Raw genomic sequence first — 25,533 nt, forward strand, 5'->3', positions numbered from 1 at the left:
TATGTGGAAGGTCGATTCGGGCCGTTTAGCTTTTTATCGCCAGTACCTGGTTTTCCATTTTCATTCATATTAGACTGTTGCTTGTTTTCTGTACCCTTTTTTGCCATCTGTAAACACCTCCGAGATTAGTTTGCTCGTAGGAAACTCTTTTATTCTTAGATTGGCTGTCGAAATGAAGCGATGTATAAGAAATCTCACTTTCTTTGCCGAATTACTTCTAGTTTTGTCGGTGTGGAAGGAGGCATATTAGGAACAACGAATATGTATAGTGTAAAAGCGTAAAAGGGGGCCAAGAAATGAACGGAACAGTTACCAAAAAGGAAGAGCTATTAATGATGCTAAAACAAATCAATCAGGAATTAGATGATTTGGACAATAAGGTGAAGGATTCTTTTTCTGGCCTGAAAACGGATTTGCACAAAGAGGAGAATTCAAAATTAAACACACAAGCAAAAAGAATTGCAAAGATAGAAAAAAAGCACATTGAAGCTTCTAGAAATGAAAGTTCTGCAGTGTTTACCTTACAGGCAGCTCTTTAAATTTGTAATCCTATCTAATATGATAATAAAATAGAGTATGCCAGCAGCTATTGATTCATAAAGCTGCTTTTTTTAATGGACACTTTTATTGATTAGGCTCTGTTGTATGTTACTGTTGTTTATTAATAAAGCTATTTTAAAATACAATGTTGATTTTCTGCACTTTGTTGATTGGAGCGGAGGGCGCTTGACTCCTCGAAATTCCTCAATGATGCTATCGCATCATTTCGAGCGATGTAAATTCGAGGATGCTTTCCTTGTGCTAACGCATTTTCTTCGTGCGTGGGCTTTTTCGAGGAAGATCATCAATGTCCTGGGGGATTAGCGTTACAGGCTCGACGAACGCCCCCAAGACGAATTTGCTTATTCGTACCGGAATGCAAGCGTCAGGAGCGGAAATCAACAGGCAACAGAGCCAAATATAATTTATGACTGAAAAGAGAGATTAATTAAAGGAGAACAATAAGGATGACAAATGAATTGTTAACGTTGACAATGAAATTACTTAGATATAATGATGAATTAATGAAAAGATTTGAACATACAAAAGAGACGGGGAAGGATCCTGATTTTTTTGTAGAGGTGAAGCCATTTGTAGATGAAGTGAAGAAGTGGAATGACCAATGGCTTGAACATGTAACGGTGTGGGTTAAGCAGGAAAGGCCTAGACAGCTATACATGAATCAAATTGAATCTACTCACAATCATTTAGAACAAATTTCTGTACAGGCATTTTATTCTTCATCAAGTAAGAAAAGATTCATTGATGCATCGAAATCCATTGAATTTGTATTAAAAACGATTATTCAAAAGTTATCTGAGTAAAAATAGGTGCAATTCACTACAATACTTTAAGTAGAAGATAAGATTCAACGAGTTTCTTCTACTTATTAGTGTTGAATAGTGTAATGCACCCGGAATTTTACGACTAGTGTTTCTCGATGAGAGGTTTTTTCGAAAGAGATTCAGGTAGATCCGCTCCCTGGGCTTCTAACATCCCAACAATTAAGCGATAATCTTTGATACTAATTTCGTTGTGGATATAGGCTTTCTTTGCATAGTCCATTAATTCGTTTACATCAATTGCTGAATAATTGCGACTTTGGTAGAATCTTTCTTTTAATTCCTGAATATCCATCATGTTTCCTCCCCATCTTTTTTTCTATCGTATCATGAAAAGGAAGCTTTTCTAGTTTTTAAAAAATTGAAACTTCCGACAATAAATATCAAGTTTTGACAAACGTGAATTAGGCACCATTAATGGGGGGCAATCATACTATACAGTAATGAAGAGAAGAGGAGATGTTTGCCCATGTTTGGGAGATATCAAGTTAGACCAACCTTTCATTCTGGGTATATCCAGCAGCAAATGGGTGGCGGACAGCAATTTCAATATTTTGGAAGGCAAACTCCGCCCTTAATGCCATATCAAAGTCCCTTTCAAATGCAGACGAACATGAATTTACCTTACATGCAACAAATGCAAGGGTATTACGAAAATTCACAGCAACCAACCAATCAATTTTCAAATCCATACTTTCAAACAAACTTAAATTATCAAAACCCGCAGCAACCGCTATACCCACAACTCCAACAAACACAACAATCACCTTATAATCAATCACCAGTTTCAAGCGAAGCCCAGTTTTTGTTTCAGAACCCTTTGCAACCCCAAGATGATTTGCTGCATCCATATTATCAACATCATCAAAAACCGGTTTCTAATGCAAATCCATACCCTAAACAAGCAACCATGAATAAACAGGGAAGTAGCGGTAAATCAATTTTAAACTCATTTAAAAGTCAAGACGGATCAGTTGACCTAAATAAGATGATGGATACAGCAGGACAGATGATGAACGCGGTGAATCAAGTCTCGTCACTTGTGAAAGGACTTGGAAGCATGTTTAAAGCATAAATGAATCAAATCCATAAAATGCGGAGAACGTCTGAGTGGCGTTCTCTTTTTATTGTGTTTTCACATTATGTACATCTGTCTTTAAAAACCAATGATATTTCACCCGCAAATTCCTTCCATTTTCATGTAAAATATGGTATTTTTAAAATTATGACAATTTACCTTGATGTTTGAAATGGTAAAAATTAACAGATAGATAGAGTTAAAGGGGGAAAAGAGATGTTTCGGGTTGTTCAGCAGGCAATTGTTATTTTTGTTCTCATCTTGTTTTTGGCAGCTCTTCCCATGCTAATTAGCATCGATCCTTACGAAAAAACATTAGCTTGGGATTTTGAAAAGTTACCACAGATTTATAACGATTTTGTAAATGAAATTGGAAGCGGAAGCTTAGGTACATATCAGCTTGGTAGCGAAACTCGTGAAATCTCCGCAGACATTGGGGACAATTTCGTTACGAGTCTTACTATTATGATCATCGGGGTGAATATTGGTGTTATTTTCAGCTTGATATTCGGCATATTTATTAGTAGATTCCGTCTAACTAAGTTGTTTAATAGTGTATTAAATATACTTTCAACCATACCTGATTTTATCATCATCATTTTATCGTTAATTTTGGCTGTAAAGATTTACAAGGCAACAGGTATCAGGATGGTTTCACTACGCCCTGATGCAGGGGCCATCAATTCCTGGTTTCCTATGCTGCTAGTAGGGATTGCGCCGACCCTATATTTGTTTAAACTTGTGGCAGTGAAATATTATCAAATCAGTGGCGAAGATTATGTGAAAACAGCTGTCGCAAAAGGGATGGGCTTAAATTATATCAATTTCCAGCACGTGTTTAAAAATATCGAACCTTTCATAATAGCGGAACTTACAAAAGTCATTTCAATTGGGATCGGAAATCTCTTCATCATTGAATATTTATTAAATGTGTCGGGCATCACAAAGTTCATATTTTTGAGTAATGAAGTCCAACCTTTAGCTATTGGTCTGTTTTCATTGTTGGCGATATCATTGATTGTATATCTATCTATCAGGTTCATATTATTCTTGATCAAGAGAGGGTTTATATATGAATAAATTCTTGAGGATTAACTATTCTTTGTATATCGGAGTATTCTTAGTTTCGGTAATCCTGTTTTTATCAATATTCGGTCCAATCATTGCTCCACATTCATTAACTGAAACATTTGAGACCTACTACAGCAAGGGGAAGGTATTTGCTCCACCACTAGAACCTTTCAAGACAAAGGATTACCCTCTTGGTACAGATCGTTGGGGGTATGACTTAGCTTCAATGGTCCTGAACGGAATTCGTTATACGATATTTGTGGCTATTGCCATAACCATTATTAAAATATTGGTAGGAACGATTATTGGAATATATATGGGTACGTTGAAAAAAACGCCAAGTGTTGTAGAAGCTTTCGAAAATGCTTGGAGTTATGTGCCTGTATTTATTATTTTGTACTTTTTCCTTCGCCCCATTTCATTCAATAGCGGGTTACAACCTGTTACACTAGCAATTTATTTTATTGTGATTACAGCTCTGATAAGTGTGCCAAGTATCATATCTTCCATTCGTAAAAAAACGCAGGAAGTTCATAAGTCCGTTTTTATCGAAGCTTCTAAAACACTTGGTGCAGGAAGACATAGAATTGTTTGGAGACATATCTTTCCGCAGATGAAAGAATCGATCATGATTATGTTTGTCATAGAAATTGTTCATTCGATTACCATTATGGGGCAATTGGCATTAATGAACATTTTTATTGGTGGCACTATCATGCGTACAGACCCTGTCTTTTACATTTCAATTACGAAAGAACTTTCTGGGCTGGTAGGAGCGGCACGTGGGAATATTTATTCCACGATTCATGTACTGACAGTTCCACTTATAGCTTTATTGATTACGACTCTAGCTTTTAGTTTGCTTGCAAATGGTTTGAAAAATAGATATCAATCAAACTATCAAAGAACTCCATGGATTAGAACGGGTTTTGAACCAACGCTTGTTCCTGTACGTAAGCAGTTTAACGGGCAGAAGTGGTGGACTTTAAAAGGGGAGAATTTAGCCTTTGCCATTCTACTTATTTCTTTTGTTGGAGCAGGAAGCTATTTATATGCAACTAAAGATGATGATATCGGTGTAAAAAATTATTCGCAAGCTGAGTATGAACTTTCCTTGAAAATGGATAAGAACGGTACATTTCATACGAAAGCGGAAATGGATGTTGAAAACCTTTCGATGCAAGCATGGGATGAACTTGTTTTTTATTTCATTCCGAACGTATTTCAAAAAGGACATCGTTTCGAAGGGATTAAAGGCGAATCTGAAGTGAAAATCAAGAGCGTTAAAGTCGATGGGGAAAAGGTGCACTTCGAACTTCAAAATGACTCACTTAAAATTAGTCTAAAAGATAAAATGGAAAAACGTGACAACAGCTCTGTGGAAGTTGATTATTCTTTTACCGTTCCTGAAGGGGGCAGTCGTTTCTCGAAAGTCGGAAATGAATATTACCTTGCTCAGTGGTATCCTATGTTAGCGACTTTCAAAGATGGAAAATGGAACAAAAATGATTATATGGAAGGTCTTGAAACATTTGATACTGGTTTCGCTGATTATAAGGTAAATTATAAAATACCTAAAGGATATTCTTTTGTATCTACAGCAGACCAAGATGCAAAGTTGGGTAAAACAGAAGGAATCGTCGAGGCTAAAAATGTCAGAGACTTCTTTATCGCAATTGTAAAGGATATGGATGTACTAGAAACGAAATCAAAAGACGTAAAGATCAGACTCTTTGCGAGGGATAATACAATACAAGATCCTAAGGAAGCATTGGAACTGGCAAAGAAAGCATTAACTTTTTACCAGGACAACATCGGGGAATATCCTCATGAACAACTTGACATTGTGCTTGATCAAGGTCAGAACATGGAGTATCCAGGGATTGTAACGGTTGATCCCGATCACGATCAAACGGCCTTTTTTAGAACAGCCGTCGTACATGAAATTGCCCACCAATATTTTTATGGTGTAGTCGCAAATGATTCTTATAATGAAGCATGGTTAGACGAGGGCTTTACGGAATTTGCAACGAATATGTATTTTTTCATTGGCGAAAAACAAGGGATGATTCGTTCCCAGAAGCTTTCCATGGATAGAATGAGTAGAATCGAAGCAAAGGGATTGGGGAGATCATACTCAAATCGTCCACTTCATGAGATTAAGGATGTTGGATATGTTTATGGTCAACCTGCATTAAAATTATTTACTCTTATCCAAGACAACTATAAAGTCAAGGGTACAGATTTAGAAGCTGTTACGATGCAGTATCTATCAGATTATTATCATCACTTCCAACATAAAGAAGTCGATACGAATGAGTTTTTAAAGTTTACAATGGATTATTTCCAGGTTCCAAAAGGGTACTTCACCGAATGGTTGGACACATCAAAAGGCTAAACAAGCAGGGAGTTTCCCTGCTTGTTTTTTTACTCTGTTAAACTACTTTGATGTTTGTTACAGCGCTACCACTTTTTATTCTTGTATGAGAATATTTTTGCCTTTTTGTTTTTTGATATGAATCTCAAGCAGGCCATCTTTATATGTTGCCTTAGTGGTGTTTTCGTTTATTGGATAAGGCAAAGTAAACGTCTTTGAAGAGTGCTGCCTCCATTGTCTGCTGAGAAAGGTAGAATTCTTGCTATCTTCTTCTCTCATTGCTTCTTCATGTTTCACAGAGATGGTCAGTTCCTTGCCGAGGATATCAATCTTTATTTGCTCTCGTCTAATACCAGGAAAAGCTGCACGAATGATGTGCTCATTCTCGGTTTCTTCTAGGTCGGATTGAAATAGCGACAAGGAATTTGGATTGTGGAAAAATTCATCCATTGTCTGCAATAGGCCCCGAACAGGTTTTTCTTGAAAAAAATCATTCATGGATTTCATCAGCTGTCCGAATGGCTGATCACTTCGTTTTGTTTCCTTCGGTTCATTTCCTTTAGATTTTTCCGACATAAAACCGCTCCTTTCAAAATTCTTCAAAATATCTTATGTCTAAATACGCCCAAGAGTGACCGACAAAAAATCTGCAAAAGTTTGTGAACGATTCTTGACAAAAGCTAAAAGTGTGACGTGCATCACATTTTTTTGCTTTGTAACCTTGTTATGCTGAGAACAGAATTTACAGGGAAGAGGGGATTGGAATGTTTTGTTATCAATGTGAACAAACGCCTACGGGTGGTTGTAAAGTGGTTGGAGTCTGCGGGAAAGACGAAACGATAGCAAGTTTACAGGATACCATCATTTTTGCTTTGAAAGGTATTGCTGCATACCGTACTCATGCGAATCAATTGGGGTATAAGGATGACTTTGTAGATGCCACTACACATGAAGCACTCTATTTGACACTTACAAATTCAAATTTCAATGTTCAAGAGCATATAGAAATGGCTATGAAGGTTGGAAAGTCCGCGGTAAGAATAATGGAAGTACTTGATGAGGCCCATACAAATTTGTTAGGTGTTCCAGAACCAATTAGAGTTTCTCAAAATAAAATCAAAGGAAAGTGTATCGTTGTAACAGGACATAACTTATTTGCCCTTGAACAACTACTTAAACAAACTGAAGGAAAAGGCATCAATATCTACACTCATTCTGAAATGCTTCCTGCTCACGGCTATCCAGCTCTGAAAAAATACTCGCATCTTAAAGGGAACATCGGAAAAGCTTGGTACGATCAGCGAAGATTATTCGAGAAATTCCCTGGCGCCATCCTCGCTACGACTAACTGTGTGATGCCTATTAAGGGAAGTTATGCAGATCGGTTTTTCACCTATGAAGTTACAGGGCTTGAAAACGTTAAAAAAATCGAGAATGATGATTTTACAATTTTAATAGAAAGAGCACTTGAACTTCCAGAAGCAAATATCGAATCCGATCAGAGCTTATTAACGGGCTTTCACCATGAAACAGTTCTCGGTTTGGCTCCTGAAGTGATCCAAGCCGTAAAAGAAGGGAAAATTAAGCGATTCTTTGTTATTGCTGGTTGTGATGCCCCGGGAAAAGGTGGAGATTATTACCGGGAATTGGCTACCTCATTACCTCCTGAAACCGTAATTTTAACGACTTCTTGCGGTAAATTTCGATTTAACGATGTAGACTATGGATTAGTTCCAGGTACGGAGATTCCTAGATACATTGACTTAGGACAATGCAACAACTCTGGCTCTACTGTAAAAATAGCATTAGCATTAGCGGATGCCTTTGGATGCCAAGTAAACGAACTGCCTGTAAGTATTGTTCTTAGTTGGTTTGAACAAAAAGCTGTTGCCATTCTTTTGGGGCTATTCAGCCTTGGAATACAAGATATTCGCATTGGACCGAAGCCGCCTGAGTTTATCTCAGAAGGTGTGCTACAAGTTTTACAAGAAAAGTTCAACTTAAAATTGATTACTAACGCTCATGACGATATGAATGATATGCTTCAGTTGACTACTATATAAGAAAAGAACCGCATTTTTTCTAAATGCGGTTCTTTTCTTATTGTAATATTTCATTGAGAAGTTGGTCGGGCTCAATAAGCATATTACCTTCTTCATCTGCTTCAATCAATTCATCTTTTTTCATTTTTGTCAGCGTGCGACTAACCGTCTCTCTTGTTGTACCTATCATATTAGCAAGATCACGATTCGTAAATTCTGATTGAATAAGTATTTTGCCATTTTCCTGAACTACCCCGTGTTTTTTTCCGAGGCGAATGATTAATTTAATAATTTGTTCATAAGTATTGTTTAGTATCTGTTCTTCTAAACGGTCTTGTAAGTCAACAATTTTTTCACCAAGGACTCTAAAAACTTTAATGCTTAATTCAGGGTTCTCAATCAAAACCTTCTCAAAATCAAGTATAGGAACAGCTATTAGAATAGATGGCTCCAGAACTTCCGCAAATGCAGGATAATTTCCTTTACGGAAAAAACCAACATGTGGAAACATTTCGCCTTGCTTAAGCATTGCGACAATTTGTTCCTTCCCATGTATATCGCTCTTGTAAATTTTTATCTTTCCACTGTAAATGAAATATACACTTTCGAGAGGATCTCCCTGTAGAAATACATGACTGTTTTTCTTCCATTCTCTAGTAATGGAAATATTTACGATATCTTCAATTTCGTTTTCAGTTAGTTCTTTGAAAAGTGAAAACTGTCTTAGCGTTTTTTTGATATCAAGTGATTTCAAAAAATCTCCCCCATGAAAAAATCTATAAGATAATTTTATCAAATGAAAGGAGCAATGGCACTTTTATTATTAATTTCAAGGTTAATCCTCGTTGCATGTTTAGGCAACTGACTTACGGGAACGGTAATATTATTAGAATCGAAAGGGGAATAAAAATGGAGAAGTTGATTTTGTCAAACGGATTGGAACTTGCTTATGAAGAGGATGGGGAAGGAAAGACGGTTATTCTCCTACACGGATTTTGTGGTTCACACTCATATTGGGACTATGTATTTCCAACCTTAACTCAAAATTCACATGTCATCAGAGTGGATTTGAGAGGACATGGACAATCTGGCGAAGTGAACGGTGAATTTTCGATTGATGATATGGCTGATGACATAGCCGGATTTTTGGAAAAGAAGAAATTGAAAAATGTGTGTTTATTAGGACATTCATTAGGTGGATATATTACATTAGCCTTTGCAGATAAATATCCAAAAATGCTTTCCGCACTAGGGTTGATCCACTCAACCGCTTTTCCAGATTCTGAAGAAGCGAAAGCAGGTAGGGGTGCATCTGTTCAAAAGATAAAAAATGAAGGGATTAACGAATTTGTGAATCAGCTTGTACCTAAGTTGTTCTCAAATAATCAAGTTAAAGATGCCCAAAATATTGTAAAGGAAATCGGTTATCGTACCAGTCAAGAAGGCGCCATCCATTCATTGATGGCAATGAAACTTCGTGAAGATAAAAGACAAGTGCTCGAGAACAGTGATATACCAATACTGTTAATAGCTGGCAAAGAGGATAAGGTTATTCCGCCAGAAAAGGTTTTTTCAACAGACGGTACTCATATTACAAAAGTTAATTTGGAAAAATCAGGGCACATGAGTATGTATGAGCAACCGAATGAGTTAGTCTTGAGTCTAAAGAATTTCATAAAACAGATATAGGTAAAGGAATTATCCTCTTTTAAAGAGGTTCTTTTCTACAAGATTGTTGTTCATATATAAGTTTTATGAAAGCAAGCCATCAACTACTACAAACTATTTGATAAATAGCAACAAAGTTTACGAAAACAGTCTTTAAATATTACCAATATTTTTTTTTACTTTTAAGTGTCTTTCTCTTTCGCTCCGAACGTTCATTCGATAAAATGATAGTTAATGAGGTGAAAGAGATGAAGGTAAGAAAGAATCTCCAGGAAGTTCTGGATCAATTACGAACGGATGAAGGGTTTAACGAAAATGTAGTTAGTTGGAAGACAATTGATGAAAAACCAGCTGTTACAATGCCGTTCCCTGCATCATTAAACCCATTACTTCGAGAGGCCCTTGAACAAAGAAATGTGAATCGCTTATATACACACCAGTTAACAGCTTATGAAGCTGCTATGAATAAAGAAAGTTTTGTAGCTGTAACGCCAACAGCATCCGGTAAAACGCTTTGCTATAACCTCCCGGTGTTGCAGACAGTCATTGATAATCCTAATGCACGAGCATTATATATATTTCCAACTAAAGCTCTTGCGCAAGATCAAAAGAGCGAAATCAATGAGATTATTCAACAAACGGGACTAGATGTAAATAGCTATACGTATGATGGAGATACTCCAGCAAATATTCGCCAAAAAGTCAGGAAATCTGGACATGTCGTGATTACTAATCCTGATATGCTTCATTCCGCTATACTTCCACATCACACAAAATGGGTTTCCCTTTTTGAAAACCTTAAATTCGTTGTAATAGATGAACTTCATACTTATAGAGGTGTTTTTGGAAGCCATGTTGCCAATGTAATTAGGCGATTAAGAAGGATTTGCCATTACTACGGAAGTGACCCTGTATTCATTTGTACTTCTGCTACAATCGCCAATCCTCTAGAGCTTGCAGAAAATCTCATCGAAAAAGAAATGAAATTAATTGATAATAACGGAGCTCCGAGTGGAAAGAAACATTTCTTATTTTACAATCCACCAGTAGTAAATAAGCCATTAAATGTTCGGAGAAGTGCTACGCTGGAAGTAAGAAAAATCGCGGGTAATTTATTGAAAAATAGGATTCAAACGATTGTTTTCGCCAGAAGCAGAGTAAGAGTCGAAATCTTATTAACATATCTTCAGGAGTTAGTGAAAAACCAATTGGGCCCTAAATCGATTCGAGGTTATCGAGGAGGATATCTTCCTACAGAAAGACGTCAAATCGAAAAAGGGCTACGATCAGGCGAAATATATGGAGTTGTCAGTACAAATGCTCTTGAACTTGGTGTCGATATAGGACAACTCCAAGTCTGTATCATGACGGGCTATCCAGGAACGATCTCCAGCGCTTGGCAACAAGCTGGAAGAGCAGGCAGAAGACATGGGGAGGCTCTTGTCATCCTTGTGGCAAGTTCAAGTCCTCTAGATCAATATATTATTCAGAATCCAGATTATTTTTTCACCAGAAGTCCAGAAACAGCCAGGATTAATCCTGATAATCTGATTATTCTTGTTGACCATCTGAAATGTGCGGCATACGAACTTCCTTTTAAAATGGGAGAGAAATTCGGTACGGTGGAAACAGAAGATCTCCTTGAATATTTAACGGAAGAAAGAGTGTTATATCAAAATGGTGATAAATGGTATTGGATGAACGATTCTTTTCCTGCCCATAACATTAGCCTGCGCTCAGCATCTCAAGAAAATGTAGTAATCATTGATCAAACTGATGTTGCAAATGTGAGGGTAATAGGCGAAATGGACCGTTTTTCAGCTATGACATTATTGCATGAAGAAGCCATCTATTTGCATCAAGGTGTACAATTTCAAGTCGAATTTCTCGATTGGGACGAAAAAAAGGCGTTTGTAAGGGAAGTAGATGTAGATTATTTTACTGATGCTAATCTTGCGGTCCAGCTAAAAGTACTTGAAGTAGACAAACTTACTGAAGGTCCTGGGGCAGAATGCGGATTTGGTGATGTCAGTGTCAGGGCGATGGCTACAATTTTCAAAAAAATAAGATTCGAAACGCATGAGAATATCGGCTCAGGTCCTATTCATTTGCCCGAAGAAGAACTTCATACGAGCTCAGCATGGATTTCATTAAATAAAACCTTTAAGGAAATGGGTCATGACCAACTCGAACAAGGTCTTGTTGGAACTGCACATGCACTTAAACATATTGCACCTTTATTTGTAATGGCCGATCCACAAGATATACATGTTGTGCCACAAGTAAAGGCGGATCATAATGAGAAGCCAACCATTTTCTTTTACGATCGTTATCCTGGAGGCGTCGGGTTAAGTGAAAAGATTTTTGTCGGCATGAAACCTGTATTTGAGGAAACGAGAAAAATGGTAGCTGGATGTCATTGTGAATACGGGTGTCCTTCTTGTATAGGGACAGATACCATCTCAAAAACAGCTAAGAAGGATGTCCTTGAAATCATTGATGTATTTATAGAAGAGTCATCTAAAACGGAGAGAGAATCATGTCGTTAAAGAATAAGCTTAACAGGCTGAAATCTCATATGGCACATGAGCAGCCGAAAACACAATTCGAAGTACCTATTGTTACTTCAAAACTTTCAGTCCCATTTTTAGAGGAGTGGGAAAATAATCAAGTAAAACCTTACTATTTCGACGATCAATTCTGTTTGATAAGGGAAGTTAGATATCCAATCTCACATCAGCATGGACGCTATCGCTTTTCTGATTTTCAAAAAGCGGTCACTGCATGGAAAAAGTCAGGACTGAATCACCCTTTATCTACAGCTGATCATGAAGCTGGAGAATTGTTCTTTTTTGACACGGAAACGACAGGTCTTGGTGGTGGGGTGGGGAATACCATTTTCTTGCTAGGGTATGCGAGTGTAACTGATACGGAGGTTATTCTAAAACAGCATATATTGCCTCACCCTGGGGCAGAGGTGGCACTTTACCAAAGTTTCTTGGAAAGCATCAATTACCGAACATTGGTCACGTATAATGGGAAGTCTTTCGATTGGCCACAGGTGAAAACGCGACACACTCTTGTCAGGGAACATGTACCCAAGCTGCCTCCATTTGGACACTTCGACTTGTATCATGCTGCAAGGAGAATGTGGAAGCATAAGCTTGAAAGACTCAAACTTTCAATCGTTGAAAAAGACATTCTAGGCGTAACTAGGAAAGATGATATCCCTGGTTACTTGGCGCCCATGATCTATTTTGATTATATTGAACGCAAAGATCCAGAAGGAATGATCGGCATATTGAAGCATAATGAAATTGACATACTTTCTCTCATCACACTCTATACGCATCTTTCACAGCAGTTGCTTCATAAGGACGATGAGATTTCACGCAACGAATCATTTGAAGTTGGAAGATGGCTCGAACAGTTAGGAGAAAAAAGTGCTTCAAGCAGTGTTTATATGAACTTAGCTGACGGCACGGATACGGCGTCGATTAAGTCGAAAATGGCCATCGCCAAACAACTGAAAAAAGAACAATCTTGGAACAATGCCTTAGATTTGTTTTTGGAGGTGGCCAATAGTGAAGAAGTCCTGATGCAGGTCGATGCCTTCACAGAAGCTGCTAAGATTTTTGAACACAAACTAAGAAATTTTGATGAAGCATTTTCATGTTGTATGAAAGTAGAGGAACTTTTGCACACCCATAAACACGAATTCGGGAAATCTAAAGAAAGTATCCATGAAGATCTAGAAAAACGGATTCGCAGATTACTAGGGAAATTGCAGAAATTTCCCGGGTAAGCGCAAATTTCGGTAGGATTCGATTCAAGAAAATGTGTTGATTCGCCTTCATTCATCAACATTCTTCTTTTTGTAACAAAATTTTAATCATTTATCGGTAAAAAACCACTATTTCCTTGTTGTTTCTATAAGTCGAACAGAGTAAAATGTGTAATTGTATGATATTAAAACGACTTAAGACACAATGGAGATGATAACTATGTACAAAGCTGTTCTTTTTCTATTCTTCGTTGTCGTTTGTCTAACTGCATTTATTTTTACAAGCTTAAAAGATAGTTTTTACACGATTCTTTAAAAATAGGTATTTTCATTAGTACAAGAGTATCCCTTTCGACATAGGCTATGAATGTAAGCTATACAATACGAAGGGAGTTTTCATTCATGTACTGTAGACCAAATGTTATGCCTGCAGTTGTTCATCCGACAAAATGTTGTGTGAATCATACGTTTAGCACAACGGTGGTTCCTCATATTCATCCTACACATACTACTAATGTTCACCATAACATGATTCAGCATAAGCACTTCTTCCCGCAGACACAATCTAATGTGAACGAAGTTTCAAATCAGCAGTTTGTTTGCCCTCCAGGTGCAGCTCCAGGTTTTGGTGGCCCAGGCTTTGGTCCAGGACCAGGTCCAGGCTTCGGTGGCCCAGGCTTCGGTGGCCCAGGCTTCGGTGGCCCAGGCTTCGGTGGTCCAGGATTCGGCCCAGGACCAGGTCCAGGTTTTGGTGGTCCAGGACCAGGCCCAATGTGGGGTCGTTGATTTTGCAAGGGCTTAAGGGCCCTTGTTTTTTTATTATTTATCCAGCTTTTATTAAACATATTATGCTTGTCTTATTAAAAAGGACAATCATTAGCAAAAAAATGATGAAAACGTCACGTGTTAGGAGCATAAAATTGACTAAAGTACTTGCCATTTCCGGCTATAAAATGCACGAACTTGGGATCTTTAAACGAGATCATGATTCTGTAACGTACATAAAAGCGGTTTTAAAAAAAGAACTTCTATCATTCGTAGATGAAGGACTCGAATGGGTGATTATTAGTGGACAGCTTGGTGTAGAATTATGGGCAGCTGAGGTAGTGTTTGAAATGCAACTAACATATCCTCATTTACAATTGGCTGTTCTAACGCCGTTTCTTGAACAAGAATCAAATTGGAGTGAAAATAATAAGGAATGGTATGAGTCTATTCTTGTCCAGGCTGATTTTATTGATTCAATATCGAAAAAGCCTTATGAAAAACCATGGCAATTCAGGTTGAAGAACCAATTCGTGCTTGAAAAAAGTAATGCCTTACTATTACTTTTTGATCCAGAAAACGATGGCAGTCCCAAGTATATGTATGAAATGGCCAAAGAAATGCAAAGTAGAAAAGATTTCCCGATCAGACTAATCACGTTTTATGACATTCAAACCATTGTAGAGGAAGAAAACTATAATCAGTCCTTTGAGTGAGGTCACAGTGGTTTTGCAAAAGAAAATTGACAAAAGAACATATTTTTGAAAAAATAAGAGTTAATGATTTGGGATAGACTGAGGTGAATGGAATGCTTTCTGATAAAATTAAATTAACTGCAAAAGATATTTTGGAAAAAGAGTTTAAGTCTGGCATGAGAGGCTATAAAGCTGAAGATGTAGACAAATTTTTAGACATTGTCATTAAAGACTATGAGACTTTTCATCAAGAAATTGAAGAGTTGAAACAGGAAAACATGAGATTAAGAAAACAGGCTGAAGATGCAGTACGTAAACAGCCTGCAACCCAACAAGCGGGAACGACTAACTTTGATATCTTAAAAAGATTATCGAACCTAGAAAAGCATGTTTTTGGAAATAAATTGTACGATTAGTAATTTAAAGTGTAATTGGATTTAAAAAACATTGCATAGTTATATTAAATTACATATAATATGATTTGTGTTCATTAATGACGTTCGGGTAATCGCTGCAAAATTACTTTGTAATTTGTAGAGGAAAGTCCATGCTCGCACGGGCTGTGATGCCCGTAGTGTTCGTGCCTGGCGAAAAGATAAGCCAGGGCAGTCGGTATGTCCGATTGACGGCTGGGAAAATACCTAAGTCCTTTAGGATATGGTATGAATACCTATAAAAGTGCCACAGTGACGGAGCCTTTCCAGAAATGGAAAGGGTGGAACGAGGTAAACCCCACGAGCGAGAAACCCAAATAATGGTAGGGGCACTTTCTTTCTGGAAACGAACGGGAAGAAGGACAGATTCTTTGAATCTGTAGATAGATGATTACCACCTCAGTACGAGACCTTTGGTCGTTTGCAGTACTATGGTACAGAACATGGCTTACAGAACGTTATTAATGGAATAAATAACAGTGAGATATAATGGCTCTCCTATACAGGAGGGCTTTTCTTATAAATAAAACCAATTATTAAGGGTGACAAAATGGCTAAAAAATATGAATTAATCGCAACAGCTGCAATGGGTTTAGAATCTTTAGTAGCAAAAGAAGTAAGAGCACTAGGTTATGATTGTACAGTGGAAAACGGTAAAGTTACTTTTACCGGAGACGAAAAAGCGATTGCTCGTTGTAACCTATGGCTCCGTACGGCTGACAGAATCAAGATTAAGGTCGGTGAGTTCAAGGCAACGACCTTTGATGAGCTATTTGAAAAAACTAAAGCTTTGCCTTGGGGAGAATTTCTACCTGAGGACGCTGAATTTCCGGTGATTGGAAAAAGCGTAAAATCTACACTATTCAGTGTCTCTGATTGCCAGGCAATTGTGAAAAAGGCTGTTGTAGAAAAAATGAAACAACATTATAAGCGAAATAGCTGGTTTGATGAAACGGGTTCCCTTTACCGCATCGAAGTTGCTTTGCTTAAGGACATTGTCACGATCACATTAGATGCAAGTGGACATGGACTCCATAAGCGTGGATATCGTACTGATCAAGGGGAAGCTCCGTTAAAAGAAACTCTTGCAGCTGCGTTGATCATGCTAACTAATTGGAACCCTGATAAGCCATTTATTGATCCATTCTGTGGTTCTGGTACAATTCCTATTGAAGCGGCTATGATTGGACAGAATATCGCTCCAGGCTTCAATCGTGAATTCGTATCTGAAGGTTGGGGATGGATTCCGAAGACGGTTTGGGATGATGCGAGAATGGAAGCTGAAGATCTTGCTAAATACGACCAACCTTTGGATATTTCAGGATCTGACATCGATCATCGTATGGTTGCTATTTCTGAGGAAAATGCGGCTGAGGCTGGTTTTGGAGATATCATTCAATTTAAGCAAATGCAAGTTAGAGACATTACTACTCGCAAGGAATATGGTGTCATCGTCGGAAATCCACCATATGGAGAAAGACTGGGTGACAAGCCTGCTGTAGAGAAAATGTATAAAGAGATGGGACAGGCATTCCAAAATCTAGATACATGGTCCATTTATATTTTGACTTCAAATGAAGACTTTGAACAAGTATACGGGAAGCCAGCAACAAAGAAACGTAAGCTCTTTAATGGTTTTATTCGTACTGACTTATATCAATATTGGGGTAAACGTCCACCGCGTCCAGAACGCAACGAATAATTTCAATCTAGTCTTATCAATACATGAATGAGAATTGTCATCTATGATGTATAAATTCTCTCGAATTCGAATAGGATAGAATTATTGAATTCTGGGAGGGATGACAATGAATCATTCTTATGTCGATTTTGCCAAAATCTCTAATGCGCTCAATATTTCTCGAGAAGCGATTGAAAGTGAGAATCACTTTTCTGAAGATGCCATCCGCAATCTTATGGAAGCACAGGAAGAACTTAAGATGGCGTTGTCATTTTCGTCTTCATTAAAGTAAAAAGTAGTTAATATCTTTTTCTTGACAGTAATTTATGATGCGGTAAAATAATAGGATTGATATTAATGATAAGGTACATTTTTAGGCGTCCATGTGGCGTCTTTTTTTTCGGAGGGACTACATGCAAAATCAATTGCCGTTTACTGTTTCAAAGACTGAGTCTTTTTTTGATAGATTGGGCGAATGGATAGGGGATGTTTTTTATGATGTTCTGCCAGAAGCCGGATTTGAATTAAGAGATGAACAAATTTATATGGCCTTTCAACTTGAAAAGGCATTTAAGGAAAAAAAGGTCATATTTGCTGAAGCTGGTGTAGGTACAGGAAAAACGATTGTTTATTTACTTTACGCTGTCTGTTATGCACGTTATTTGAACAAGCCTGCAATCATCGCTTGCGCTGATGAAACCCTTATTGAACAGCTTGTGAAAAAAGAAGGGGATATTGCAAAGCTTGAGAAAGCTTTAGGAATGAATTTTGATGTTCGCTTGGCAAAATCCCGCGATCAATATCTTTGCTTGAAGAAATTTGATGATGTAATGCGTGTGGATGATTCTGAGGATTATGATATCGTAATGGATCAATTACCTGCCTTCGTTTATAGCGGTTCATCAATGAAATCATTTGAAAAATATGGGGACCGCAAAGAATATCCCCATCTTTCAGATGAAATGTGGTCGAAAATTGGCTGGGATCCTCTTCAGGATTGCTTCAGTTGTGACAAGCGTCACCGTTGTGGACAAACATTGCATCGCGATTTCTATCGTAATTCAGCCGATTTGATTATTTGCTCACACGATTTCTACATGGAGCATATCTGGACGAAAGAATCCCGAAAGCGAGAGGGACAATTACCGTTGTTGCCAGATCATTCCTGTGTTGTTTTCGATGAAGGGCATTTACTTGAATTTGCAAGCCAAAAAGCGCTGACATACCGTTTTACTGAGCAAACTCTTGATAACTTATTATCAAGGCTGCAAGAAAATGATGTTCGTGAAAAGACTTTATATACGATTGAAGAAGCATTGGTGGAAAACGAAAAATTCTTTGCCTTTTTAGCTCGTTCAGCATCGGAAACGTTTGGTTCAGATAAGCAGCGAGTAGAAAAGACGAAGCAACTCTTAGATCAAGGGAAAAAACTTTTTTGGACATTAGAAAGTTTAAGTGAAGAATTAGTATTTGATAGTGAATTATACGTAATTAATGATTATGAACTTAAGATTGTAGAGGAATATTTGGAGCAAATATCTTATTCCTTATCACTCTTTACGAAAGAAATGAACGGCATTATCTGGTATGAAGAGAAGAATGGTGAGCGCACTCTTGTAATTATGCCAAAAATGGTAGAAGAAATAATGAGAGAAGAAGTGTTTTCACAAAATAAGCCTTTCATTTTCTCATCAGCAACTTTATCCGATAAAGAATCATTCAATTATCTTGCTAAGAGCCTTGGTATTGATCAGTTTGTTTCATTTTCAGTAGCCTCTCCATTTGACTATGATGAAAATATGAAAATTAAACTTCCAAGGTTTAACGAGAATGATGTGAATGGTAAAAATGATTACATTTCAGAACAAATAAAGAATTCAAACGGAAGAGCTCTCGTTCTGTTGAATGATAAAAAGGAACTCCTTCAATTAAAGAATCATTTGGAAGAACTACAGTTTGATTTTCCTATTTATTATGAAGGGGATGCTGAGGTAAGTACACTAGTTTCCAACTTTCAAAATAATGAAGACAGTGTACTTTGTGCCATCAACCTTTGGGAAGGGCTTGATATTCCAGGAAGATCATTGGAAAATGTATTCATTTATTCCCTTCCATACCCTCCTAATGACCCTGTATTTACTGCAAAGCGTGAAGGATCGGTTGATGCTTTTACTGAAGTTGATTTGCCTTACATGTTGTTACGTTTGCGTCAAGGAATTGGAAGGCTGATTAGGACACATGAAGATCAAGGTACAATACATCTGTTGCTAGAAAAAGAACTTGATCCTATTGTATGGGAAAAAATTTCAGAAATCTTACCAACAACACCTATCAATCAATAACAAAAATCCCTTTCCGAAATTTGGAAGGGGATTTTTTATTAGTTTATAGTAGTTGATCATCTTCAAGTGATACTTGTATATATCAATTATCATACGAAGATGAACATACAGTTGCAATTGCTCATATGGCAGACAATACACTTGAACATCATTGAATATGATGAAAGCAGTGATACTTGCAGGGAAATCAATTAGCGATAAAAAGAATAGTAAAACTCCATTGAACTAATAAGAATAAATGCGTTTTTTTGAGCCTTTATAGGAAAAAGTCTTTTAGTTTGTTTCCTCCAAAAGTCTCAAATCAAACAAGTGATTATAGTGTAAACATCACATTTTCCAGGAAAATCTAGTTAATATTGTTCATGGGAAATATGTTAATTTATGTAAAAATAACAGTAATTTCAGGTCATGTTAAATATACAAAATATTCCTTATAATAATTGAAATCATACTACTCCGAGACTCGAAATTTGTTTCAGGTAGTTATAATGTAAGTCAGCACGTTCTACATAAGGAGTTACTGAATACAGGCAAGGGGAGGAATACAATTGAAAAAAAAGATTCTAGTGAACACAGCTTTGGCAGGATTATTAGTATTTTCGGCAGGAGGAACATCCGTTTTCGCCCATGATGAATTTGGAGGGGGAGTAGAAAAAGGTGAAAACCTTGCTGGTGTGGAATTGGCTGTACCGTTACTAGAAGGCAGCAAGAATGTTGGAGCCCTTAAGGAAGTTGCTGCTGTTCAATTGAAGCAGATTCGAGATGGCGTCAAAAACACTACAGGGGATGTATATGGCTATAAGGGATATGCTTACTTAGGAACACATTCAGCTAACGGAGGTGGAGGAGGTGTCCGTGTTTTTGATATGAAGAATCCTTCCAAGCCTGAAGAGGTTTCCCACTTTGCTGCCATTCCAGGTACTTGGCAAGAAAAAGTAATTGTTAAATCGGTAAATACGGAGCACTTTAAAGGTGATTTGGCTGCTGTTAGTGTGCAAAAACTAAATCGACTTGATCCTAATTCAAAAGGTGGTTTTGTTCTTTATGATGTAACAAACCCTGTTGAACCTAAAGAACTTGGTTTCTGGGAGGACACTTCAGGATCACGGGGCACCCATGAACTATATTTAACAGTACAGGGAAACAACGTGTACGTTCTAACTGCGAATTGCTATGCTGACTTGTACTCGCATGGAGAAAAAATGGATGTTAACATTGTTGATGTATCCAATCCGACAAAACCAACTGCAGTTTACGCGTTTGATCCACGTGACCATATTGCTGAAGTCACCGATGCTAACTATGATGGCTACAGTTGGACAGATGAGGCAGGAGTAAAACGGACTGCCTTTGCCCACAGTGTAAAAACAGATGAAACAGGAAAAACAGCATTCCTTTCATACTGGGATTTAGGAACAATCATTCTCGATATTAGTGATGCTGCAAATCCGGTTTATCTTGGAAGAACAGACTTTGCGAATAATGTCCAAGGGGCAGCGCATTCCATGGACTTGGCAAAGGGAGGAACGGTTCTGGTTGAGACAAGAGAAGTGTTCGGTCCGACTAGGGATGGTTTTGAATCAGCATATGGCTACACGATGCTTTATGATATTAAAGATAAAACGAATCCAAAGCTATTAAGTACATTCAGGACAGATTTTACCGAGAAAATTCCAGGCGGTGCAACTGTTCATGACCCAAAAGTTCATGGCAATACACTCTATCTCTCCCATTACTCTGGCGGAGTTAGAACCGTGGACATCACTGACCCAGCTTCACCAGTTGAAACGGGTATGTATATCCCAAGTAAATCAAATATCTGGGGAGTTTTTGTAGATAGAAACTATGTCCTGGCTTCTGATATCGGATCCGGCTTAAAGGTTTTACAAAAAAACAATGCAGCATTTCGAGGTGAAGTTGATTAAATGAAACAGGCAGGAACTCCATTAGGGGGTTCCTGTTTGTTGTTTCAAGGAAGCTTATTCAATGTCCTGCGGGAGCAGCGGGACAGGTGAGACACCGCAGGCGCAATGTGCCGAGGAGACTCACTGCCCGTCGAAGATGAATTTGACCATGAAAAAGCGGCATTAGGACTTTTTCATAATTAGTCAGCGGAAAGCTAGCATCTTGGAACGGAAATCAACCACTACATTTTGTTTGTTAAAGAGCAACCAAGTTTACGAAAACAGCCAATGAAAAAGATATTATGATCACCGTCTACCCTTTCAATGCGAAAGAAGGAAGTTGATTCAAATGCGTTGAACTATATATCGAATAGTGAAAGAATGTGGTGATTATAATTATAGGAAAGAAACGTAAACGAAAAAAAATTAGAGATATATATGCAATACCTTTGCCTAATGGTAAATATGCTTTCGGAAGAATTTTTAAAGATGCGGGTATTGGAATATATAATCATATAGTAGAAAATATTGAAGATATCCCAATGACCGAGGAATATCAATTTATCGTTGATGAATATGAATATGTTATAAAATCTGGTGATTGGATTTTGCTAGAAAATCGTTCCTTCTTGAATGAAGAAGATGCGTATCCACCTCCGACCTGTATCATTGATAGTATTTCAGGGGAATATTCCATTTACCATAAAGGAGAAATAAGAAGTGCAACAAAATCGGAATGTGAAGGATTGGAAATATCAGCTGTCTGGGCGGATAATCACATCATTTACAGAATTATGGGAGAAGATAAGTGGCATAAAAAAAGATAGTATTTAATACTTATTCTTTCAAGAAAGCTTTGTCAACAATATTCCGTTAGATGTTCCCACGACGCTCTTATCGTAACCAGGCGTGAAGAACTATCTGAAACAGACTTTTACGAGTTAATACTTTGTTAGATTTTCCTAAAAATAAGTGGAGAATCTTTGTTTGTCAGGATAAAAATTCGTGTTAAATTTTTATCTACCTTACTAATTAATAATTTTTTTGGTAGTCAATATATACTTGAATTACTTCAATTTTTTGTTTCATGATATAAGATTTATTTACTTAGTAATCTATCCGTGAACTTATTTACGGACTTCTAAGTTATTACTAGCTTTTAAATAATTTAAAATTATCGTATAATTGAGATATAATTGAGACAGAAAAGGTGTATGACTAGGTTGCGCCTTAGCCTGAAATAACGCCTAAATCTTTTTATTCAAATTTTAGGAGCAAGGGTTGGTAAAAATGAGCAACATAGAAAATAAGACAGACGTCATTTTAATTGGCGCCGGAATCATGAGTGCTACTTTAGGGACAATCTTGAAAGAATTAGTACCCGAATGGGAAATTAAAGTTTTTGAGAAGCTTGCAAACGCAGGAGAAGAAAGCTCTAACGAATGGAATAATGCGGGAACGGGGCATGCTGCACTGTGCGAGCTTAACTACACCGTCGAAAATCCGGATGGATCTGTAGATATTAGCAAAGCTATAAAAATTAATGAACAGTTTCAGGTTTCAATGCAGTTTTGGTCTTATCTTGTAAACAAGAAGCTGATACATGATCCACAGGACTTTATTATGCCATTGCCTCATATGAGTTTGGTACAAGGTGAACAAGATGTTACTTTTTTAAAGAAACGATTTGAAGCGCTTACAAACAACCCTCTATTCCAAGGGATGGAATTTTCCGATGATCCCAAAACACTAATGGAATGGATTCCGCTTATTATGCAAGACCGCGAATGGGATGAACCTATAGCGGCAACAAAAATCGACTCTGGAACGGATGTCAACTTTGGAGCATTAACACGAATGTTGTTTGACAACTTAAAGAGTAAAAATGTCGATATAAACTACAATCAAAGTGTTAATGATATTAAACGTAATGGTGACGGATTGTGGGAATTGAAAGTGCGTAATCTCGATAGCGGTACTGTTGAAAGCCAAACTGCCAAATTCGTCTTTATCGGTGGCGGGGGAGGAAGCCTACATTTACTGCAAAAGTCTGGTATTCCTGAAGGGAAACATATCGGAGGGTTCCCGGTAAGTGGAATATTTATGGTGTGTAACAATCCTGATGTTGTAGCACTGCATCATGCAAAAGTATACGGAAAAGCTAAGGTTGGGGCTCCCCCAATGTCTGTTCCGCATCTTGACACAAGATTTATCGACAATAAAAAATCTTTACTTTTTGGACCATTTGCCGGCTTCTCACCAAAGTTCTTAAAAACTGGTTCTATGTTCGATTTGGTAACGTCTGTAAAACCAAATAATGTCTTAACAATGTTGGCTGCTGGCGCAAAAGAGATGCCATTGACAAAATACCTGATTCAGCAAGTAATGTTATCGAAAGAACAGCGTATGGAAGAGTTACGTGAATTTATCCCGAACGCAAACAGTGAGGATTGGGATTTTGTAGTAGCGGGCCAGCGTGTGCAAGTTATCAAAGATACAGAAGCTGGAGGCAAAGGAACTCTTCAATTCGGTACCGAAGTGATTACTGCCGCTGATGGCTCAATTGCAGCATTATTAGGCGCTTCTCCGGGTGCATCCACGGCCGTTCATGTAATGCTTGAGATAATCAAAAAATGCTTCCCGCAACATATAAAAGAGTGGGAAATGAAAATCAAAGAAATGATTCCTTCTTATGGTATGTCACTTATGGAAAACCCAGAGCTTCTTCATGAAATTCACACTTCAACAGCGCATTCGCTTGGTCTAAGCGGAAAAGAGCGCGTCTTTAGTTAATTCTTAGGTTGTACAACCCTAGGGATTGAATGAAAAGTACAAATAAAAAAACAGAGGAAAAATAAATTTTTACTTAATGAGTAAGAAAAGTGAATTTCAAAGGAAATAAAAAAAGAACCTTCAGATCTATCATAGGATTGAAGGTTCTTTTTTTTATGGCTCTTTTCGTAAACTTTGTTGCTTTCACACGTATAAGTAAAAATCGGCTTCTGGATTTTTGCGTTTTTTTATGAATTCTTGGTTCAGGTACTTCTCGAAAAGAGCCCCGAAGTTAGAATGCGGGATGAGAGTAGTATCCGAAAAGCAAATATCAATGCGAAAACAGCCTTTATTTACAATAGAATGGCAATGATGTAATGAATCATAAGTGATATTTAACTCTAAAAGGCTAAAAGGTCTATTTATTCGTAATTTTCGTATCATGATAAAGAATATTACGAATTAGAGGTGGATAAATGAAAGCGATTGTATATTCAAATTACGGTCCCCCCGATGTTCTTAAATTGACTGAGGTAGTAAAACCTATACCAAAAGATAATGAAATTTTGGTAAAAGTAAAAGCGACAACCGTAACTGTAGCGGATATTCGATCACGGAGTTTTACAGTTCCTCCAGCTTTTTGGCTGCCTGCCCGAATAACACTAGGTTTCAGACAGCCCAAAAAGGAGATATTAGGAATGGAGTTAGCTGGAGAAGTTGAGTCAGTTGGGAAAGAAGTCAAAAGGTTTAAGCAAGGTGACCAGGTTTTTGCAGCATCTCTGGTGGGATTTGGTGCTTATGCCGAGTATAAGTGTCTGCCTGAAGATGGTCCTGTATCAATTAAACCTTCTAATATAACTTATTCGGAAGCTGCTGCCATTCCAATTGGAGCACGCACGGCATTGTATTTTCTTAGAAAAGCTAATATTCAGAGCGGCCACAGGGTTCTAGTTTATGGTGCTTCAGGAAGTGTAGGAAGTTATGCGGTCCAAATTGCCAAGAATTTCGGAGCAATCGTTACAGGGGTTTGCAGTACCACGAATTTGGAGCTGGTAAAATCTCTAGGAGCCGACAAAGTAATTGATTATACAGCAGAAGATTTTTCTAGGATAAACGAGAGATATGATGTTGTCTTTGAAGCGGTAAACAAGAGTTCCTTTTCAGCTTGTATGAAATTGTTAAAGAAGGACGGTATCTATATAAATGTCACTGAACCGCTACCTAGTGTACGTATGATTTGGACTAAATTGACAAGTAGAAAGAAAGTATTATTGAGCCGAAATTCTCCTGAAACCTCAGAAGCACTAGAATTTCTTAAAGAACTTGTTGAGACAGGGAAGTTAAAAGTGGTTATAGATAGGTACTATGAGTTTGAAGAGATTGTTGAAGCTCATAGATATGTCGAAAAAGGACACAAGAAAGGTAATGTTGTCATAAATGTAGAAAACAACAAATCCTAATCGATGAAAAACATCATACACTCACTAGACGAATGAAATATTTATTTAAGAGTTCTTTGTTAAACTGAAGGGTGTTAT

Annotated in this window: 24 protein-coding genes and 1 other RNA gene; 21 read left to right on the forward strand and 4 right to left on the reverse strand. The window is 37.5% G+C overall.

Annotated features, from left to right (window positions below):
• Positions 1-296 precede the first annotated feature (296 nt).
• A complete protein-coding gene (locus BMZ31_RS08535) occupies positions 297-539 on the forward strand; it encodes a hypothetical protein (protein WP_090831297.1) in 243 nt (80 codons plus the stop codon).
• 468 nt (positions 540-1,007) lie between these two features.
• The gene (locus BMZ31_RS08540) at positions 1,008-1,364 is read left to right on the forward strand and encodes a YppE family protein (RefSeq protein WP_090831298.1); all 357 of its coding nucleotides are present in this window, start codon (positions 1,008-1,010) and stop codon (positions 1,362-1,364) included.
• 103 nt (positions 1,365-1,467) lie between these two features.
• Here the strand turns inward: BMZ31_RS08540 and yppF are convergent, their stop codons facing one another.
• Both yppF and BMZ31_RS20710 read right to left on the reverse strand, forming a co-directional pair.
• Positions 1,468-1,680, reverse strand: coding sequence for a YppF family protein (yppF, locus tag BMZ31_RS08545; protein WP_368086634.1), 213 nt, complete (start codon positions 1,678-1,680; stop codon positions 1,468-1,470).
• Between the two features lie 190 nt (positions 1,681-1,870).
• Positions 1,871-2,233 (reverse strand): hypothetical protein, encoded by a 363-nt coding sequence (locus BMZ31_RS20710; RefSeq protein WP_254778707.1) that lies wholly within the window; start codon positions 2,231-2,233, stop codon positions 1,871-1,873.
• Here BMZ31_RS20710 and BMZ31_RS20715 point away from each other — a divergent pair.
• The 3 genes from BMZ31_RS20715 (at position 2,188) to BMZ31_RS08560 (ending at position 5,929) form a co-directional block, all read left to right on the forward strand.
• Positions 2,188-2,457, forward strand: a complete 270-nt coding sequence (locus tag BMZ31_RS20715; RefSeq protein WP_368086638.1) for a YppG family protein — start codon at positions 2,188-2,190, stop codon at positions 2,455-2,457. The two genes, BMZ31_RS20710 and BMZ31_RS20715, sit on opposite strands and share 46 nt — an antisense overlap.
• A gap of 219 nt (positions 2,458-2,676) precedes the next feature.
• A complete protein-coding gene (locus tag BMZ31_RS08555) occupies positions 2,677-3,540 on the forward strand; it encodes an ABC transporter permease subunit (protein WP_090831300.1) in 864 nt (287 codons plus the stop codon).
• Positions 3,533-5,929 (forward strand): ABC transporter permease subunit, encoded by a 2,397-nt coding sequence (locus BMZ31_RS08560; protein ID WP_090831301.1) that lies wholly within the window; start codon positions 3,533-3,535, stop codon positions 5,927-5,929. The genes BMZ31_RS08555 and BMZ31_RS08560 overlap by 8 nt, the downstream gene beginning before the upstream one ends.
• 75 nt (positions 5,930-6,004) lie before the next feature.
• Here BMZ31_RS08560 and BMZ31_RS08565 read toward each other — a convergent pair whose 3' ends face one another.
• Positions 6,005-6,484 carry an Hsp20/alpha crystallin family protein gene (locus tag BMZ31_RS08565; RefSeq protein WP_090831302.1) on the reverse strand — a complete coding sequence of 160 codons (480 nt, stop codon included), beginning with the start codon at positions 6,482-6,484 and terminating at the stop codon, positions 6,005-6,007.
• 188 nt (positions 6,485-6,672) lie between these two features.
• Here BMZ31_RS08565 and hcp point away from each other — a divergent pair, with 188 nt between their 5' ends.
• Positions 6,673-7,971, forward strand: coding sequence for a hydroxylamine reductase (hcp, locus tag BMZ31_RS08570; RefSeq protein ID WP_090831303.1), 1,299 nt, complete (start codon positions 6,673-6,675; stop codon positions 7,969-7,971).
• Positions 7,972-8,008: 37 nt separating this feature from the next.
• Here hcp and BMZ31_RS08575 read toward each other — a convergent pair whose 3' ends face one another.
• On the reverse strand, positions 8,009-8,704 hold the full coding sequence (locus tag BMZ31_RS08575; protein WP_090831304.1) for a Crp/Fnr family transcriptional regulator: 696 nt from the start codon (positions 8,702-8,704) through the stop codon (positions 8,009-8,011).
• Between the two features lie 155 nt (positions 8,705-8,859).
• On the opposite strand from BMZ31_RS08575, the gene BMZ31_RS08580 reads away from it, so the two are divergent.
• The 15 genes from BMZ31_RS08580 (at position 8,860) to BMZ31_RS08640 (ending at position 25,455) form a co-directional block, all read left to right on the forward strand.
• Positions 8,860-9,639 carry an alpha/beta fold hydrolase gene (locus BMZ31_RS08580; RefSeq protein WP_254778670.1) on the forward strand — a complete coding sequence of 260 codons (780 nt, stop codon included), beginning with the start codon at positions 8,860-8,862 and terminating at the stop codon, positions 9,637-9,639.
• Positions 9,640-9,866: 227 nt separating this feature from the next.
• A complete protein-coding gene (locus BMZ31_RS08585) occupies positions 9,867-12,167 on the forward strand; it encodes a DEAD/DEAH box helicase (protein ID WP_090831305.1) in 2,301 nt (766 codons plus the stop codon).
• Positions 12,158-13,423 carry a ribonuclease H-like domain-containing protein gene (locus BMZ31_RS08590; RefSeq protein ID WP_090831306.1) on the forward strand — a complete coding sequence of 422 codons (1,266 nt, stop codon included), beginning with the start codon at positions 12,158-12,160 and terminating at the stop codon, positions 13,421-13,423. The genes BMZ31_RS08585 and BMZ31_RS08590 overlap by 10 nt, the downstream gene beginning before the upstream one ends.
• 199 nt (positions 13,424-13,622) lie before the next feature.
• The gene (locus tag BMZ31_RS20720) at positions 13,623-13,718 is read left to right on the forward strand and encodes a hypothetical protein (RefSeq protein ID WP_254778672.1); all 96 of its coding nucleotides are present in this window, start codon (positions 13,623-13,625) and stop codon (positions 13,716-13,718) included.
• An 86-nt stretch (positions 13,719-13,804) separates the two neighbouring features.
• A complete protein-coding gene (locus tag BMZ31_RS08595) occupies positions 13,805-14,188 on the forward strand; it encodes a spore coat protein (RefSeq protein ID WP_090831307.1) in 384 nt (127 codons plus the stop codon).
• Positions 14,189-14,322: 134 nt separating this feature from the next.
• Positions 14,323-14,883, forward strand: a complete 561-nt coding sequence (locus BMZ31_RS08600; protein ID WP_090831407.1) for an SLOG family protein — start codon at positions 14,323-14,325, stop codon at positions 14,881-14,883.
• 92 nt (positions 14,884-14,975) lie between these two features.
• Positions 14,976-15,278: a cell division regulator GpsB gene (gpsB, locus tag BMZ31_RS08605; protein ID WP_090831308.1), complete on the forward strand. Its 303-nt coding sequence runs from the start codon at positions 14,976-14,978 to the stop codon at positions 15,276-15,278.
• Positions 15,279-15,358: 80 nt separating this feature from the next.
• Positions 15,359-15,752, forward strand: an RNA gene (gene rnpB, locus BMZ31_RS08610) — RNase P RNA component class B.
• A 94-nt stretch (positions 15,753-15,846) separates the two neighbouring features.
• Positions 15,847-16,998: a THUMP domain-containing class I SAM-dependent RNA methyltransferase gene (locus tag BMZ31_RS08615; RefSeq protein WP_090831309.1), complete on the forward strand. Its 1,152-nt coding sequence runs from the start codon at positions 15,847-15,849 to the stop codon at positions 16,996-16,998.
• A gap of 106 nt (positions 16,999-17,104) precedes the next feature.
• Entirely contained in the window at positions 17,105-17,269 is a 165-nt protein-coding gene (locus tag BMZ31_RS20275; RefSeq protein ID WP_175478033.1) for a hypothetical protein, read from the forward strand.
• Between the two features lie 121 nt (positions 17,270-17,390).
• On the forward strand, positions 17,391-19,319 hold the full coding sequence (locus BMZ31_RS08620) for an ATP-dependent DNA helicase (protein ID WP_090831310.1): 1,929 nt from the start codon (positions 17,391-17,393) through the stop codon (positions 19,317-19,319).
• A gap of 548 nt (positions 19,320-19,867) precedes the next feature.
• Positions 19,868-21,244, forward strand: coding sequence for an LVIVD repeat-containing protein (locus BMZ31_RS08625; protein ID WP_090831311.1), 1,377 nt, complete (start codon positions 19,868-19,870; stop codon positions 21,242-21,244).
• Positions 21,245-21,606: 362 nt separating this feature from the next.
• Positions 21,607-22,050 carry an Imm26 family immunity protein gene (locus BMZ31_RS08630; RefSeq protein WP_254778674.1) on the forward strand — a complete coding sequence of 148 codons (444 nt, stop codon included), beginning with the start codon at positions 21,607-21,609 and terminating at the stop codon, positions 22,048-22,050.
• A 463-nt stretch (positions 22,051-22,513) separates the two neighbouring features.
• Positions 22,514-24,016: a malate:quinone oxidoreductase gene (locus BMZ31_RS08635; protein WP_090831312.1), complete on the forward strand. Its 1,503-nt coding sequence runs from the start codon at positions 22,514-22,516 to the stop codon at positions 24,014-24,016.
• Positions 24,017-24,471: 455 nt separating this feature from the next.
• On the forward strand, positions 24,472-25,455 hold the full coding sequence (locus BMZ31_RS08640) for an NAD(P)-dependent alcohol dehydrogenase (RefSeq protein ID WP_090831313.1): 984 nt from the start codon (positions 24,472-24,474) through the stop codon (positions 25,453-25,455).
• Positions 25,456-25,533 lie beyond the last annotated feature (78 nt).

The sequence above is a fragment of the Bacillus sp. cl95 genome (genome assembly GCF_900115925.1).
Classification (GTDB): domain Bacteria; phylum Bacillota; class Bacilli; order Bacillales; family Cytobacillaceae; genus Neobacillus_A.

Excerpts from the sequence above, each read along its gene's own strand:
- BMZ31_RS08535 (WP_090831297.1), top strand. The coding sequence starts at position 297 with ATGAACGGAACAGTTACCAAAAAGGAAGAGCTATTAATGATGCTAAAA.
- BMZ31_RS08540 (WP_090831298.1), top strand. The coding sequence starts at position 1,008 with ATGACAAATGAATTGTTAACGTTGACAATGAAATTACTTAGATATAAT.
- yppF (WP_368086634.1), bottom strand. The coding sequence starts at position 1,680 with ATGATGGATATTCAGGAATTAAAAGAAAGATTCTACCAAAGTCGCAAT.
- BMZ31_RS20710 (WP_254778707.1), bottom strand. The coding sequence starts at position 2,233 with ATGGATGCAGCAAATCATCTTGGGGTTGCAAAGGGTTCTGAAACAAAA.
- BMZ31_RS08555 (WP_090831300.1), top strand. The coding sequence starts at position 2,677 with ATGTTTCGGGTTGTTCAGCAGGCAATTGTTATTTTTGTTCTCATCTTG.
- BMZ31_RS08560 (WP_090831301.1), top strand. The coding sequence starts at position 3,533 with ATGAATAAATTCTTGAGGATTAACTATTCTTTGTATATCGGAGTATTC.
- BMZ31_RS08565 (WP_090831302.1), bottom strand. The coding sequence starts at position 6,484 with ATGTCGGAAAAATCTAAAGGAAATGAACCGAAGGAAACAAAACGAAGT.
- hcp (WP_090831303.1), top strand. The coding sequence starts at position 6,673 with ATGTTTTGTTATCAATGTGAACAAACGCCTACGGGTGGTTGTAAAGTG.
- BMZ31_RS08580 (WP_254778670.1), top strand. The coding sequence starts at position 8,860 with ATGGAGAAGTTGATTTTGTCAAACGGATTGGAACTTGCTTATGAAGAG.
- BMZ31_RS08585 (WP_090831305.1), top strand. The coding sequence starts at position 9,867 with ATGAAGGTAAGAAAGAATCTCCAGGAAGTTCTGGATCAATTACGAACG.
- BMZ31_RS08590 (WP_090831306.1), top strand. The coding sequence starts at position 12,158 with ATGTCGTTAAAGAATAAGCTTAACAGGCTGAAATCTCATATGGCACAT.
- BMZ31_RS20720 (WP_254778672.1), top strand. The coding sequence starts at position 13,623 with ATGTACAAAGCTGTTCTTTTTCTATTCTTCGTTGTCGTTTGTCTAACT.
- BMZ31_RS08595 (WP_090831307.1), top strand. The coding sequence starts at position 13,805 with ATGTACTGTAGACCAAATGTTATGCCTGCAGTTGTTCATCCGACAAAA.
- gpsB (WP_090831308.1), top strand. The coding sequence starts at position 14,976 with ATGCTTTCTGATAAAATTAAATTAACTGCAAAAGATATTTTGGAAAAA.
- BMZ31_RS08615 (WP_090831309.1), top strand. The coding sequence starts at position 15,847 with ATGGCTAAAAAATATGAATTAATCGCAACAGCTGCAATGGGTTTAGAA.
- BMZ31_RS20275 (WP_175478033.1), top strand. The coding sequence starts at position 17,105 with ATGAATCATTCTTATGTCGATTTTGCCAAAATCTCTAATGCGCTCAAT.
- BMZ31_RS08620 (WP_090831310.1), top strand. The coding sequence starts at position 17,391 with ATGCAAAATCAATTGCCGTTTACTGTTTCAAAGACTGAGTCTTTTTTT.
- BMZ31_RS08635 (WP_090831312.1), top strand. The coding sequence starts at position 22,514 with ATGAGCAACATAGAAAATAAGACAGACGTCATTTTAATTGGCGCCGGA.
- BMZ31_RS08640 (WP_090831313.1), top strand. The coding sequence starts at position 24,472 with ATGAAAGCGATTGTATATTCAAATTACGGTCCCCCCGATGTTCTTAAA.